The sequence below is a fragment of the Alsobacter metallidurans genome (assembly GCF_014636935.1).
Classification (GTDB): Bacteria; Pseudomonadota; Alphaproteobacteria; order Rhizobiales; family Beijerinckiaceae; genus Alsobacter; species Alsobacter metallidurans.
Genome location: NZ_BMES01000002.1, coordinates 811,771 through 826,284, shown reverse-complemented (window position 1 = coordinate 826,284; position 14,514 = coordinate 811,771). Strand labels below are relative to the sequence as shown.

The window sequence follows — 14,514 nt, the reverse complement described above, 5'->3', positions numbered from 1 at the left end:
CGGGCGACACCAATTCGCCCGCCATGATGATCGCCGTGAATAGCTTGGCGATGATGCGCGACGATGCAAGGCGGCTGCCGGGCGGGGCCTGAGCCGCCGCCCTTCGCGCGCGGCGCTTATTGCAGCTTCACGCCGCTCTCCATCAGGGCTCCGGGCCCCATATGGGGACGCTCGGGATCATGCGTGTGCGTCGTCGTCATCGCGGGGGTCCCGGTCCGACCGGCGGATCCATACAGAGCGATGTGGAAGCCCCAATAGCCGGCCACGAACAGCACGAGGGCGGCCGCCAGCGTCGCCGGGATGGCGGCGACACGGCGTTTCAACGCGGGTGCGAAATGCACCTCCTTGGTATGGTCGGCGGCGATCAGGACGATGATCGCCATGATGAGCGCGTGGCCGACCATATCGATGCGGCCGAAGGGGTAGACGGCCGCGTTGAAGATCACGAACAGCGAGATGGCCGATAGCCGGCGCACCAGCGGCGTCCAGAGAAACGCGAAGCCCAGCGTGAACTCGGCGACGCCCGCCATGGGGATGAAGGCGTCGCGCGGGATGCCGAAAGTGAGGAACGGCTTCTCGGCCACAAGGGGGTAGAACCACTCCGGGTAGGCGAACTTCTCGAGGCTCGACCACATCAGCGCGATGGCGACGCCCCAGCGCAGCACCTCGAAGCGATGCTTGCGCCACTCTTCGCGGTCCGAAGCGTTCAGCACAAGGTAGGCCGCGACGGCAAGGCCCAGCGCCAGGTAGTCCAGCAGGTGAAACAGATCGTAGTCCCGCAGCGCCAATGCCCAAAGGCCAACAATGCCGGCGGCCGAGATCGGCATGGTCTTGCGGGAGAAGATGCCGGCGGCGATCAGGAGTTGCGCCCACGACACCCATTCGGCGGGCGTCTTGAGGTCCGGCGTGAGGTAAACGCCGCCAACCGCGAAGATCGCTACGAAAAATGCTCCCGTGGTTACGCGCATGAAGTCGTCGGCGCGCGCCCAGAGCGGGTCGAACACCCGGTCGAGGCCAGCCAGGATGGCGGCGCCGAATTGCGTGCGTTCAATCGCGCGGGTGGCGGCGAAGAACACGGTGACGAGAACGATTGCGGTCCAGAACCAGACATCCTGCAGGGTCGCCGACACCGGGCGCGGCGCAGCCCCGACGATGTAGGGCGCGAACCACTTGACGTGAGCTTCGGCGATTGCGGGTGCGGCGAACATCGCCGTTGCGGCCGCGATGGCGCGGCCTACGGTCTTGGCCATTTCGGCCTCCATGCTGCGCCCTGCCGGCGCAATTGGGGGGATTGGCAGGACCGGAGCGAATGGAGTGGATGAAGGGACGCCACGATCGCCCGGCGACCAAGGACTAGGCCCTTATTTCCCAGACGGCATCCGTAGATAAGGCAGTCCGTGTCCTTACGGACCCTGGCGGCGGCGTGTCCGTGCGTCTCAGATTTCGGTGATGCGGCGCAGGCCGATGATGCGCTCGAGGAACACCAGCAACGCCAGAACGAGCGCGATCAGAAGGGTCGAGATCGCCGCGATGGTGGGATCGGGCTGCTCTTCGGCGAGGTTCAACATCTGGATCGGGAGCGTCTTGGTCCAAGCGTTGGTGAAGAAGATCGACACCGCGTAGTTATCCATGGACGCCAGAAACGCGAAGATCGCGGAGGTAATGAAAGCCGGCGCGAGGTTTGGGAGGAGTACGCGGAGGATCGCGGTGACGGGCGAGCAGCCGAGCGTGCGGGCCGCGTCGATCAGCGTGAAATCGAACAGGCCGAGGGCCGAATAAAGCGTGCGCACCGCATACGGCATGGTGACGACGATATGGGCCAGCACCAGGCTGCCCCACACGTCCTTCAGCCCGATGGCCCGGAAGCCCTGCAGCAGCGCGATGCCGATCACGAGGCCTGGCAGCATGAGCGGGGAGGTGAGGTAGGCGACGACGCCATCCCGCCCCGGAAAACGCGTTCGCGCCAGGGCGATGGCTGCGAGCCCGCCGAGCGTCAGGGACGTGGCGGTCGAGATCGCGGCGATCTGCACCGAGGTGAGGAGCGCCGGCAAGAGGTCGCGGATCACGAGAAGCCGCTGGTACCAGCGCAGGGACCAGCTCGGCGGAGGCAGCGTGAAGATCGCGCTGGAGCCGAAGGACACCAGCACGGTCACGACCAGGGGGGTGAGCAGGAAGATCGCGGTCGCGCCGGCGATCAGCCAGACGAGGATGTTGGCCAGCCTCTCCGTCGCGGTCATCGGCTGTCTCCGGCAGCGCGCACCAGGCGGGCGCTGAGCATGACGATGCTGACGGCCAGCACCAGCAGGATGGTGGCCGTGGTGGAGCCGAGCTGTTCGTTGCGCATCAACAGAAAGGCCCGGGCCGTGAGGGTCGCGAGCGTCTGGAAGCGATCGCCGATCAACAGCGTCGGGATGACGTACATGGCGGCCGAGAGCGAGAACACGATCGCCGCGCCCGAGATGATCCCCGGCATCGCCATGGGCAGGGCGAGCTTGAAGAAGCGGTAGAGCGGCGGCGCGCCCAGCGTCGCCGCCGACGCCTGGAGGTTCGGGTCGATCAGCTTCAGCACCGAATAGATCGGCAGGATCATGAAGGGCAGGAAGACGTTCGCGGCGCCGATCACGAGGCCGGGCTCGGTGAAGAGCATGAGCTGCGGCGCATCCCACACGCCCGTGGCGACCAGCACGGCTGAGACGATCCCGTCGCGCCGCAGGACGATCTGCCACGCGAAGGCCTTGACGATGACGCCGACCGAGAGCGGCAGGATGATGGCGATCAGCAGCCCGGCCTGCACGGCGCCTCTTGAACGCGCCAGCGCGACCGCGGTGGGGTAGCCGAGCACGAGGCAGACAAGGGAGGTGAGGGCGGCGACACGCAGGGTGTTGCCGATGACGCGCCAGTTGAACGCGTCGGACAGGAACGCCGTGTAGGCGGCCGTCGTCGGGCCGCCCGGGCCCTTGAAGCTGCCGATGATGAGGATGAGCACCGGCAGGGCGAAGACGAGCGCCATGTAGGCGAGCGCGGGCGCGGCCAGCAGCAGCACGGGGTCGAAGGCGCGGCGCGCCTTCATGCGGTTTCCCGCGGGAAGAGCAGCGTGTCGGCGACGGGCCAGTTCAGCGCCGTTTCGTCGCCGATCGCGAGGCCGTCGGGAACGCGGTTCGTTTCCACCAGAACGGGCCCGCCGCCCCGGGCGGCCAGATGAAGGTGGACCTTGGATCCCTGGAAGACGATGTCCGACAGCGTCGCCCGGATGCTGTTGACGGCGGGGTTCGCCAGCCCGGCGCCGATTGAAATCCGCTCCGGACGTACGGCCAGCAGCACCGGCGAGCCCGGCACGAAGCTGCCCGGCGCGCGCACCGGCCCGGCCGCGGTGTCGACGGCCAGCACGCCCTGGTCGGTGTCGCGCGCGGAGCCGTCGAGGCGGGTGGAATGGCCGACGAAACCGAGCGCGAAGGGGGTCCGGGGCCGATGATAGATGTCGTCGGGCGCGGCGAACTGCTCGATTGCGCCCTTGTTCATCACCGCGATGCGGTCGGACATCACGAGCGCTTCTTCCTGGTCGTGCGTCACCAGGATGGTGGTGATGCCGATCTCGCGCAGAAGGTGCTTCAACTCAATCTGCATAGTCTCGCGCAGCTTGCGATCCAGGGCCGAGAACGGCTCGTCGAGAAGCAGCAGCTTCGGGGCGACTGCCAGCGCGCGCGCGACGGCGACACGCTGCTGCTGCCCGCCCGACAATCCACGCACGGACCGGGACGCCATGCCGCCGAGGTGAACAAGATCGAGGAACCGCGCCACCGTCTGGCGGATGCTGCCGGCCGGTTGGCCCTGCGCGCGCAGGCCAAACGCCACGTTGTCGCTCACCGAAAGGTGCGGAAACAGAGCATAGCTCTGGAACACCACTCCGACGCCGCGCTTGTGCGTGGGCATTCCGGTGATGTCGGCCCCGTCGAGCAAGACCTGGCCACGGTCGGCCCCCAGAAGGCCCGCAACGATGCGCAGGAGGGTGGTCTTGCCGCAGCCGGAGGGTCCCAGCAGCGAAACGAACTCGCCCTTGCGCACGGCGAGGTCGACGCCGTCCAGCACCGCTTGTCCCCCGAACGCCTTCTCGGCGCCGCGCACGTCGAGCAGCATCTGTTTGCTCACGGTCGGAGCCCTCCCGCCGGATGCCTTCAAAGCGACAGTTCGCGATCCCAGCGGGATACCCAGGCGGCGCGGTTTTTGGAGACTTCCGCCCAGTTCACCGGGTGGATCTTGAGGTCGGCCAGGCCGGCGGGCGCTGCTACAGTTCCGTTTGTCGGCAGCGAGAAGGTGGCCTGCGCGACTTTCTGCTGGATTTCCGGGCTCAGCAGCATGTCGATATAGGCGGCGGCCAGCTCCGGCTGCGGGCCGCCCTTCACGAGCGCGATGCCGGATGGCATCGAGAAGGTGCCCTCGCGGGGCGCTGCGAGCTCGATGGGCGCGCCCTTCGATTTGCGCGCCAGCGCGACGGACGAGATAGCGCCCATCACCATGTAGGCCTCGCCCTGCTCGAGCAGGTTGTAGGCCTGGCCCTCCTGCGTGTAAGACATCAGCACGTTCGGCTTGAGCTCGGCCATCTTGGCGAAGCCCGCGTCGAGGTCGAGCTGCGCGTCCGCCATCGGCTTGCCGGTTTTCAGATGGGCGGCCGTGAAAAGGTTCAGCACGCCCTCGGTGTTCTGCAGCGACGGCAGGATGATCCGGCCCTTGTATTTGGGATCGAAGATCTCGGTCCAGCTGGTGGGCGCCGTAGGCACCTTCTCCTTGTTGTAGGCAATGCCGACCCAGGGCTGGAGGTAGTTCACCCACATGCCGTCCATGTGGGTCACGCCGGGCTTGAGCGAGGCCGAACTGGGCACGCGAGCCGCCGTGATCGGATCCAGGAGGCCTTCGGCCACCGCAATGATCATCACGGGGTCGTCCATCTGGACGACGGACAGATACTGGCTGCCCTTGTTCTTCTGCATCTTCTCGAGATTCACCAGCGAGCGGGTGCCCTCGAAGATCACCTTCACGCCGTGCTTCTTTTCGAAGGCCGGAATCATGATCTCCTCGGACCAGGTCTTCTGGCTCGAGGCCGCGCCGACGACCAATTCCTTGGTTTGCGCCCGCAAGATCGCCGGCGCCGCGAGGCCGGCCGAAAGAGCGGCCGAACCGGCGAGAAAGGCGCGGCGGTTCATGTGCGGCAAGAGCAGGTCGGCCATGAGGGTCTCCGGTCGTGACGAGGTGGCGGCGCTGCGGGAGACACCGGCGACCGGGACCCACGCCCATGCGACTTTGCAACTCACGTGCCATGGCGGTGCGGCAGCCGAGGCCTTCAATGCCGGCCCGTTATGGCGCCGTTCAGCCTTTCGGCCCGCGCGGCTGCCTGCGGATTGCCCAGCCTGCCCGAACAACAGGCTTGAACTGCGCTGCTGCGCGCGTCAGGTTCCGCGCCATGGCCCAGAGCACGAGAGAGATCGCCGTCGGCACCATCACGCCGTCGGGCAACCGCACGGTCGAGAAGGTTCTGCAGGGACTCTGCGCCTCGCTCGACGGCGTCGTGCCGCTGTTCACGCGCATCCCGGTGCACGGCGCAACGGCCGCCGAGGCTTCGCCGTCTGGTCCATATTCCTGGCCCACCATGGAGGCCGCCGCGACCCTGCTCGCGCATGCCGCGCCCGCGGCCCTGTGCTGGAACGGCTCCAAGGGCGGCGACTACGGCTTTGACGTCGACCACGAACTTTGCGCACGCATCACGGCCTGCACGGGCCTACCGGCCGTGACCTCCGCGCTCGCGACGCTCGACCTGCTGCGCCGCCTGGACGCATCCCGGCTGGCGCTGGTGACGCCCTATGTGCCCGCCGTGCACGCCAGGGCGGCGGCCGGCTTCGCCGGAAAAGGCTTCACGATCGCCGGAGAAGCCTGCGCGGGGATCACCGACAACCTCGCCTACGGGGCGCTTGCGGCGGACGAGATTGCGGCGCTCGCCCGACGCGCGCTGGCGGGAAGCCGGGCCGACGCCGTCGTGTTTTTCTGCACCAACCTGCACGGGGCGCAGGCAGTCCCGCTGCTGGAGCAAGAGACAGGCCTGCCGGTGATCGACTCGACCGCGGCGGGAGCCTGGGCCTTGCTGCGCGCCGCCGGCGTCTCGACGGAGCCGCTCGCGCGGTTTGGGCGCATTTTCGCGCTGTGACGCGACCTGACGATCTGGAGACCGGAATGATCCGCCTTGGCATGCTGACGCCGTCGTCCAACACGGTGCTGGAGCCGGTGAGCGCTGCGTTGCTGGCGGGCGTCCAGGGCGTGTCGCTGCATTTCGCCCGGTTCCGGGTGACCGAGATCGCGCTCGACCGGGCGGCTCTGGGGCAGTTTGATCCGGAGCCCATGCTCGCGGCGGCGGAGTTGCTGTCGCACGCCAAGGTTGATTGCATCACCTGGAACGGCACGAGCGCGAGCTGGACCGGGCTCGACGGCGACCGGGCGCTGGTGCTGGCCATCGAAGCGCGAACCGCCATCAAGGCCACTACCTGCGTGCTGACGTTGATGAACACGCTGCGCCGCCACGGGATGACGCGGATCGGCCTTGTGACGCCATACACGGCCGACGTGCAGGCCCGTATCGGGTCGACGCTGGCCGGGGAGGGCGTCACGGTCGTGGCCGAACGCCATCTCGGAATCCGTGACAATTTCAGCTTCGGCCTGGTGGATCGCGCCGCTCTGGACGGCATGGTGGACGCCGTCGCGGCCGAGCGGCCGGACGCTATCGTGGTGCTGTGCACCAATCTCGCGGGCGCGGCCCATGTCGCCGGGTGGGAGGCGCGGCTGCGCGTTCCGGTGCTCGATTCGGTGGCGCTCAGCCTGGTCGGCGCGCTCGACGCCTGCGGGATGGACCGTGCGGGGCTGCGCGGCAGGGGATGGCTTTTCGATCAGCCTTGCGGCTGAACCGGGGCGCACGGATTTCAGTCGAGCCGACGCCGCATCCCGACGTCCCGGCCATGCGCGCGCAAAACCATCTCGCGGTAATAAGGCTCGAGTTCGCGCGCCGCGGCGTTAGCGGCTTCGCGCTGGGGGCCGAAGGCGCGGGACAGGTCGCGAATTTCGGCCAGCAGGGCGCGCTCGTCCACGGTGGTCAGCCGGCCGTCGCGCAGGATCCATGATCCGGCCACCATCACGTCGCGCACCGAGGAGCCGTTCTCCGCATATACCAGCTGGCGGCCGAGATCGTTGAGCGGCGTGAAAGCGGTGGTCTCCATGTCGACCAGCACGATGTCGGCGGCGGCGCCCACCCGCAGCGCGCCGATTTCGCTCCATCCCAGCGCGCGGGCGCCGCCGGCGAGCGCGACCTCCAGCACCTCGGGCGCCGTCGGCCAGGTGTGCCAGTCGGCGTCCGCCAGCGTATGGACGAGGCCGGCGGCCTTGATGGCGTCCCAGATATTGGCGCGGTCGTCCGCGATGATCTCGTCGGTGCCGATGCAGACATGGCAGCCCGCGTCGCGCCAGGCCCGGAACGGCGCGACGCCGCTGCCGAGGCGCAGATTGCAGACCGGATTATGCGCGATGGTCGCGCCGGCGTCCGCGATCAGCCGCATTTCGGCGTCGTCGATCCAGACGCCGTGGATCACCACGGCGTGGCGGCCAAGCGCGCCCTCGTCGGCGGCGTAGCGCACGAGCGAACGGCCGTACTTCTCCTCGCCGAACACGCGCTGCAGCTTGGTTTCAAGAATGTGCATGTTGAACGGCAGGGCGTGCTTGTCGGCGAGCCCCGCCAGGGCATGCAGATAGGGCTTCGTGACCCGCTGTGGGGCCGAGCAGGACAGCGCGGCGCCGATGCGCCCGTCGGCGGCGCCGTCGCAGGCGCCGATCAGGTGCGCGTAGAGATCCAGCAACTCGGCGTCGCTCTGGCGCGGGGCCTCGTCCATGCGGCGCTTGATGTCGGCGGGCAGGATTTCTTCCAGAAAGGGGTACTTGGCGTATTCGACCACGTTCGGCTGGTCGATCGCGACGCGCGCGCGCATGCCGATGTCGCGATAGGCTTCGCAGATGGCGTCCACGCCTTCCGCGGTGGCGATCGGGACATGGAAGGCGTCGTCCATCACGGCCGTGACACCGGTCTTCACCATCTCGATCGCGCCCAGCATCGTGCGCAGATAAGCGAGGCGCTTCTGGTCGCCAACGGCGGCGAGCGGCGGCACCTCGTAGAGCATGAATACTTCGAGCGGCAGGCCCGCAACGGCCCCGCGCATCAGGTTTCCGGGCGAATGGAAATGGGCGTTGATCAGCCCCGGCATGGCGAGGCGCCCGCGTCCCTCCACGATAGCAGCGCCGTCCGGGGCGGGCAGATCGGGCCCGATGCCCGCGATGCGGCCGCCTTCCACGAGAATGTCGGCGCGCTGGGACCCGACCACACCGTTTTCGAGCCGGAAGACCTCGGCGCCGCGGATGAGCGCTGGCAGTGCGACGTCCATCACCCGCCGCCTCCGAAGGCTTCAGCCAGCGCCGGCGAAAGTCCGATCGTGGCGATGGGCGTGTGTTGATGCGCGAGAGCCGCGGCCACGCCAGGCTGCTCCGCCGCCTTCACGGCGCACACGATCCCGTCAAATAGGCGAAAGGCGGATCGCGGCTGCAGCCGCGCGGCCGTGCCGGCGAGCGCAGCGCCGCACAGCACCACGGGCGCGCCGTCGGGGGGCATGGCGGCGAGCTCGGCCATGATGGCGTCGTCGCGGCCGGCCCCGCCCAGGTAGGTCGCCGGATTGACGTCGATGCAGCGCACGTCCGCCACCCGGTTGCGCAGGTCGTAGAGCCGCAGCAGGTCCTCGTAGAGCGGCAGCGCGGTTTCGCCGAAGGTGATCATCCGCACCCGCGGCGCCGCCGCGCAGGCGGCGAGCAATGCGGCCTCCGTCATGCCGATGATCGGCGCGCGAAACAGTTCGCGCGCCGCCTTTAGGCCGCTGTCGAACGAGATCGCCAAGATGGCGGCGTCGTAGCTCCCGGCCCGTTCGGCCAGGAGATCTAGAACCGCATGCGCCGCGATGGCGTTGCCCGCATGGGTCGTGACGATCTCGGCGCCGAACCGTGCGGTCGCCCCCTCGATGGCGGTGCCGGGCGCGCAAATGCTCCGGGCCTCCGCGCACACGGCCTCCGTGACCGCCTGGGTGGTGTTGCCGTTGACCAGCAGCAGGCGCATGGGGGTCAGCCCATCGCGCGCGTCGGCAGCCAGAGCGCCAGCGCCGGCCAAATCCAGATCAGCAGCACGAGCAGCAGCATCATGAACAGGAACGGCAGCACGCCGACGATCACGTCCGTGATGGAGCCGGACTTGCGGATGCCCTGCACCACATAGAGGTTCATGCCCACAGGCGGGGTGATCAGCGCCAGCTCGGCCATGATCACCAGAAAGATGCCGAACCAGACCGGGTCGATCTTCAGCGCCACGATCAGCGGAAACACGATCGGGATGGTGCCCACCACCATCGCGAGCGCGTCCAGGAAGCAGCCGAGGATCAGGTAGAATACCAGCAGGATGAGGATCATCTGCCCGGGCGAGGCCTGCAGGCTGCTCACGAATGCCGTCAGCAGCGTGGGGATGCCCATGATGCCGATCACAAAGTTTAGGTAGAACGCCGCCGCGGCGATCAGCATGATCATCGCGGTGATCGACAGCGTCGACAGGAAGCTCTCGTGCAGCATGCGCAGGTTGAGCCTGCCGTATCCGGCGCACAGCGCCAGCGACACGACGATGCCGAGTGCGGCGGACTCGGTGGGCGTCGCCCAGCCGGCGTAGATCGACCCCATCACGAAGCCGAACACCACCAGCGGCGGAGCGAGGTCCACCAAGCGGCGCAGCTTGTCGGCGAGGGGCGCCGAGGGCTCGGGCGGGCCTGCGAGCGCCGGCTTCAGGCGGCATGCGACCACAATGACGCCCATGAACAGGGCCGTGAGCACCAGCCCAGGCAGCACGCCGGCTGCATACAGGCGTCCGACCGACGTATTGGTCATAGCCCCATAGATGATCATGTTGATGGAGGGCGGGATCAGGATGCCCAGCGTGGCGCCGGCCGCGATCGAGCCGAGCACCATGCGCTGGTCGTAGCCGCGTTTGTCGAAGGCCGGCAGCGCCACCGTGCCGATGGTGGCGGCGGTCGCGACCGACGATCCCGATACGGCGGCGAACAACGCCGATGCGCCGATGTTGCTGTGCAGGAGCCCGCCCGGCAGCGGCGCCAGCCAGTCCGACAGGGAGCGGTACATCCGGTCTGTGAAGCCGCCCCGCACCAGCAGCTCGCCGAGCAGCACGAAAAGCGGCACGGCGACGAGCACGAAGTTGTTGGTCGAGCTCCAGTTCTGGGTGCCGTACTCCATCACGATCGGCGCGCCGAGGTAGAAGGCCGCGCCCGCGATGCTGAGCGCGAACATCACGAACGCGACGTGCAGGCCAAGGCCCATCAGGACGATCAGGAGAAGGAAGCCGACGCCCGCGGCCCACAGATCAGCCACGGACGACCTCCTCGGCCTGGCGGGCTTCGAGCGACGCGAGCTCGCTTTCAAGCTCGTCATCTACCGTCAGCGGGCCGTAGAACGCGTTCAACCGGGGATCGCTCGTCGCCAGCAGCCAGACCGCATGGGCCGCGTAGGCGGTCGCGATCACGCCGAACAGGCCGAGGCCGACCACCCACATAGCCTGCGGAATCCACAGCGGCTGTTGCAGGTTCGACGACGTGGAGCCGAACTCCAGCGTTTCCTGCAGCACCGCGATGCTGCGGATGCCTGCAAAGGCCGCAAACGCCGCCATGCTGACCATCGCGAGCGTGTTCAGCACGCGCTGCGCGGCTTTCGGCATGCGCACCAGGAAGACGTCGACGCGCGTGTGGCCGCGCATCGCCATCGTGTAGGAGGCGCCGACGGCGGCCGAGATCGCCAGCACGAAGCCGCCGACCTCATCGATGCCCTTGAACGAGGTGTTGAACAGCTTGCGCCCGACGATCTCCACCGAGAGCGCCACCGAATAGAGCAGGATCGTGTAGCCGAACACGATCGCGACGACGCGTGCGACCGGCTCGACGACGCGGCTGATGGGATTGGCGGGGGGCATGTTTCGCTCCTGCTCGGGTCTGGAGCGTCAGTCGATCTTCAGGCCGCGCGCGGCGCCGACGGTGGCGTTCCAGGTCGCCGAGCATTGCGGATCAATCTTGTTGCAGGCGTCGCGCCAGAGGGGGAGAGCGCTCGCCGCGGAGGCGGCCGCGATCTTGGCGGCGTCATCGGCGGTGGGCGTCACGAGCGTCATCTTGAAGGGCTGGCCGTTCTTGCACGGGCCGCCGGTGTTGCAGCTCTGCGAATCCTCGGTGCCGGTGACCGCGTAGTCCCACATCTTCTGCTCGAGCGTCTTGAAAGCCGCCTCGATCTTGGCTTGCTCGGCGGGGCTGAACTTGTTCCAGTAGGCCAGGTTGATGAAGTGGCCCTGGACGGAGCCCGACACCGCGAGCGGGATGTAGTGGGTGGTCACCTCCGGCCATTTGCCGGTGTTGCCGGAGTTCGGCGAGGTGACGCCGCAATCCACCACGCCGCTGCCGAGCGAGGTGTAGACCTCGCTGAAGGACAGCGTCACCGGCGTCGCGCCGAGCTTCTGCAGCATGGCCGACATGGTGGGCGTAAAGCTGCGGATCTTCAGGCCGTTGAAGTCGGCCACCGAGGCGACGGGCTTGCGGCAATAGAAGACCTGCGGGCCGAACGGCCAGAGCGTCAGCACCTTGGCGTTGAACTTCTTCTGCAGCCGCTCGTCGAAGACCTGGCGGTAGGCGTCGATCGCCTTGCGCAAGTCCGGAAAGTTGGTGGACACGCCCGCGAGGTCGATGCCCTCGAAGAAGGGGTCGTCGCGCGAGGCCTGGCCGATCTGCACCGACATCACGTCGAAGGCCCCCGAGCGCAGCAGGCGCAAGGCGTCGTCAGCCTTCACATTCACAACGTCCATGGGGTTGAAGTTGATGGTCAGCGGCAGGCCGGTCGCGGCGGGCAGGCCGGCGAAGAACGGCCGCTCGATGCCTTCCGAATGCGCCACGCTGGACGAGAAGTTGCCGGCGATCCGCATCGTCGTCGGCGCCTGGGCGGAGGCCGCGGACAGGCTGCCCGCCAGCAGGAGTGCGGCGAGCGCCGCGGGGCGGATGAAGCGGGCAGGGGTCATGGGCTGGGCTCCGGCTTGGCGCGACGGGTTATGGCCGGGGCTACGCACGGTTCGTGCCAAGGTTCAGCCCGGCCCGAACCGGTTGCGGTTGGCTGCGGGCGCTTGGCCGGAACGCCCCCGGATACGATCGCGGCGGCCCATTGTGTGCGATTTCTGCTCTAATCGTATGCAGGGCGCCCTCATTGGGGCGACTGGTGAAGAAAAGCGCCCACGATCAGCCGATGCCGTAGCCCGCGATCGCGACCTCGGCGATGTCGCCGGCGCGCGTCGCCCAGATCCGATCGCGCTGTGCGGCGACATGCGACAGCGCGCGCCGCAGATGCTTTAGCCTGTGGGCCTGGCCTGTGACGTGGGGGTGCAGCGAGACGGGGCAGACCAGCGCGTTGCCGGGCGCTTGCCTGAGCATCTCGTCGAACTGGTCGACGATCACATCCGCGAAGGCGTCCGCGGTCATGCGGCGCACCACGATCGCGTTGGCGTCGTTGGCTTCCTGAGGGTAGGGGACCGCGAGCAGCGGGCCGGCCCTGGTGGCGAGCGGGATCGGGCGGTCGTCCGCGCACCAGTCCAGCACGTAGCGGTAGCCGACTTCCTTGAGCAGGTCGGGCGTGTGCTCGCTTTCCGAGATCCACGGACCCAGCCAGCCGCGGGGCGGGGCGCCTTCCTGTTGGGCGATCTCGGCCGTGGCCTCGGCAATCAGGGCGGCTTCGCCGGCCGGCCCGAGATCGGCCTGACGCTCGGCATTGGTGCGGCCATGCGCGGCGATCTCGCAACCGGCGGCGCGGAACGCCTCCACGAGGCCGGGCGCCCCCTGGTAGACGGCGGCGTTCACCAGCACGGTCAGCGGCAGCCCGAGCTCCCGGAACATTTCCAGGAGCCGCCAGGCGCCCACGCGGTTTCCCCATTCCAGCCAGGAGTGGTTAAGGACGTCCGGCGCCGGGCTTTGCGGCACCAGCTCGTCGAGCATGCCTTCGCCCCACGCGTAATGCTCGAGGTTGAGGGCCGCGTAAAACGCGAGCCCCTCGCCGCGCGGCCAGCGAAAGGGCGGCGCCTCCGTGACGGGCCAGAATGGGTAGCGGTCATGGCTGCGCAGGATCTTCACGCGGGATCTCCTCCAGGGGGCTCCGCCGCGTTGCAGGATCAGGGCCAGACGGCGCGCCGCGCGCGTGCCTCGCCGGGCCGGTTCGCTGTTAAGGATTGGGCTGGAGGAGGAACGAAGGACGCACGAATCACTGAGCCGCACCGCCCAGCCTCAGGTCCGAGCTTCCCGCTCGGCCCCAAGTCGGCCTCCCGACGGGCCGCGCATTAACGAAGCCGTGCCCGATCGGGACGCGCCGCCCCGCGCGGCTGTGCGGGCTCACGACGCCCCGGCGTTTCTCCCGCCGATTGCCTCGCGCAGCCCGCCGCCCCCATGATAAAGCGGTCGCGTGTAACGACGACGGACCGGTTTACGCCGCGCCTAAACCGGTTCGCCCCCTCAGAGAAAGCTGCTCCATGACCGAAATCGACGTGCGCCAGGTCTGCCACCCCGAGGCGGTTCGCTACTTCGACACCGACGAACTCCGCCACCATTTCCTAATCGAGAGGGTGTTCGTTCCGGGCGAGATCGCGCTGACCTACAGCCACATCGATCGCTTCGTGCTGGGTGGCGCGATGCCGACCACCGGGGCGCTGAAGCTCGAGACGTCCAAGCCCATCGGCCAGAAGACGTTTCTGGCCAAGCGCGAGCTGGCGGCGATCAACATCGGCGGCGCCGGGCGCATCACCGTGGACGGGACCGTGTACGAGATTGGCCCGCGCGACAGCCTCTATGTCGGCATGGGAGCCGACGACGTGCGCTTCGAGAGCGCCGATGCGGCGGCTCCCGCCAAGTTCTATCTGCTGAGCGCTCCCGCGCACGCCACCTATCCAACCCGCAAGGTCGCGCTGTCGGAGGCCCGCATGGTGCCGCTGGGCGCCGAGACATCGGCGAACAAGCGGGTGATCCACCAGATCATCCACCCGGACGTGCTGCCCACCTGCCAGCTTGTCGCCGGAATGACCCTGTTCACGCCCGGGAGCGTCTGGAACACCATGCCGTGTCACACGCATGACCGGCGCTCGGAGGTGTATCTCTACTTCGACGTGCCTGAGGACCAGCGCGTGTTCCACATGATGGGCGAGCCCACCGAGACGCGCCACATCGTGGTCGCGAACGAGCAGGCGATCCTGTCGCCGGGCTGGTCGATCCATGCGGGCGTCGGCACCGCGAGCTATGGCTTCATCTGGGCGATGGCGGGAGACAACCAGGACTTCACCGACATGGACATGGTGCCCATGTCCGAGCTGCGGTGAGCGGCGCC

14 protein-coding genes are annotated in these 14,514 nt (G+C 68.1%); 3 read left to right on the top strand and 11 right to left on the bottom strand.

Annotated elements, in window-relative coordinates; translation table 11 throughout:
- Positions 1–116: 116 nt before the first annotated feature.
- The 5 genes from IEV99_RS14125 to IEV99_RS14105 all read right to left on the bottom strand — a co-directional run bounded on the left by IEV99_RS14125 (position 117) and on the right by IEV99_RS14105 (position 5,222).
- Complete coding sequence (locus tag IEV99_RS14125; RefSeq protein WP_244643870.1) at positions 117–1,250, bottom strand: hypothetical protein; 1,134 nt, start codon at positions 1,248–1,250, stop codon at positions 117–119.
- Between the two features lie 186 nt (positions 1,251–1,436).
- Positions 1,437–2,237 (bottom strand): ABC transporter permease, encoded by an 801-nt coding sequence (locus tag IEV99_RS14120; protein ID WP_188518404.1) that lies wholly within the window; start codon positions 2,235–2,237, stop codon positions 1,437–1,439.
- Positions 2,234–3,070, bottom strand: coding sequence for an ABC transporter permease (locus tag IEV99_RS14115; protein ID WP_188518403.1), 837 nt, complete (start codon positions 3,068–3,070; stop codon positions 2,234–2,236). Before IEV99_RS14115 ends, IEV99_RS14120 begins: the two co-directional genes overlap by 4 nt.
- A complete protein-coding gene (locus IEV99_RS14110; RefSeq protein WP_244643869.1) occupies positions 3,067–4,146 on the bottom strand; it encodes an ABC transporter ATP-binding protein in 1,080 nt (359 codons plus the stop codon). The genes IEV99_RS14115 and IEV99_RS14110 overlap by 4 nt, the downstream gene beginning before the upstream one ends.
- A 26-nt stretch (positions 4,147–4,172) precedes the next feature.
- The gene (locus IEV99_RS14105) at positions 4,173–5,222 is read right to left on the bottom strand and encodes an ABC transporter substrate-binding protein (protein WP_188518402.1); all 1,050 of its coding nucleotides are present in this window, start codon (positions 5,220–5,222) and stop codon (positions 4,173–4,175) included.
- Positions 5,223–5,455: 233 nt separating this feature from the next.
- Here IEV99_RS14105 and IEV99_RS14100 point away from each other — a divergent pair, with 233 nt between their 5' ends.
- Together IEV99_RS14100 and IEV99_RS14095 are read left to right on the top strand one after the other, a co-directional pair.
- Positions 5,456–6,193, top strand: coding sequence for a maleate cis-trans isomerase family protein (locus IEV99_RS14100; RefSeq protein WP_188518401.1), 738 nt, complete (start codon positions 5,456–5,458; stop codon positions 6,191–6,193).
- A gap of 26 nt (positions 6,194–6,219) precedes the next feature.
- A complete protein-coding gene (locus IEV99_RS14095) occupies positions 6,220–6,942 on the top strand; it encodes a maleate cis-trans isomerase family protein (RefSeq protein ID WP_188518400.1) in 723 nt (240 codons plus the stop codon).
- Positions 6,943–6,959: 17 nt separating this feature from the next.
- On the opposite strand, the gene IEV99_RS14090 is transcribed toward IEV99_RS14095, so the two are convergent.
- From IEV99_RS14090 to IEV99_RS14065, 6 genes are all read right to left on the bottom strand, one after another.
- Positions 6,960–8,465 carry an amidohydrolase family protein gene (locus IEV99_RS14090; RefSeq protein ID WP_244643868.1) on the bottom strand — a complete coding sequence of 502 codons (1,506 nt, stop codon included), beginning with the start codon at positions 8,463–8,465 and terminating at the stop codon, positions 6,960–6,962.
- A complete protein-coding gene (locus IEV99_RS14085; protein ID WP_188518399.1) occupies positions 8,465–9,184 on the bottom strand; it encodes an aspartate/glutamate racemase family protein in 720 nt (239 codons plus the stop codon). Before IEV99_RS14085 ends, IEV99_RS14090 begins: the two co-directional genes overlap by 1 nt.
- Positions 9,185–9,189: 5 nt before the next feature.
- A complete protein-coding gene (locus tag IEV99_RS14080; RefSeq protein WP_244643867.1) occupies positions 9,190–10,494 on the bottom strand; it encodes a TRAP transporter large permease in 1,305 nt (434 codons plus the stop codon).
- On the bottom strand, positions 10,487–11,089 hold the full coding sequence (locus IEV99_RS14075) for a TRAP transporter small permease subunit (RefSeq protein WP_188518397.1): 603 nt from the start codon (positions 11,087–11,089) through the stop codon (positions 10,487–10,489). Before IEV99_RS14075 ends, IEV99_RS14080 begins: the two co-directional genes overlap by 8 nt.
- A 27-nt stretch (positions 11,090–11,116) precedes the next feature.
- Positions 11,117–12,175 carry a TRAP transporter substrate-binding protein gene (locus tag IEV99_RS14070; RefSeq protein ID WP_188518396.1) on the bottom strand — a complete coding sequence of 353 codons (1,059 nt, stop codon included), beginning with the start codon at positions 12,173–12,175 and terminating at the stop codon, positions 11,117–11,119.
- Positions 12,176–12,389: 214 nt separating this feature from the next.
- Positions 12,390–13,274, bottom strand: coding sequence for a polysaccharide deacetylase family protein (locus tag IEV99_RS14065; RefSeq protein WP_308469372.1), 885 nt, complete (start codon positions 13,272–13,274; stop codon positions 12,390–12,392).
- Between the two features lie 392 nt (positions 13,275–13,666).
- Between IEV99_RS14065 and kduI the strand changes: the two genes are divergently transcribed.
- Positions 13,667–14,506 carry a 5-dehydro-4-deoxy-D-glucuronate isomerase gene (kduI, locus tag IEV99_RS14060; protein WP_188518395.1) on the top strand — a complete coding sequence of 280 codons (840 nt, stop codon included), beginning with the start codon at positions 13,667–13,669 and terminating at the stop codon, positions 14,504–14,506.
- Positions 14,507–14,514: the final 8 nt, after the last annotated feature.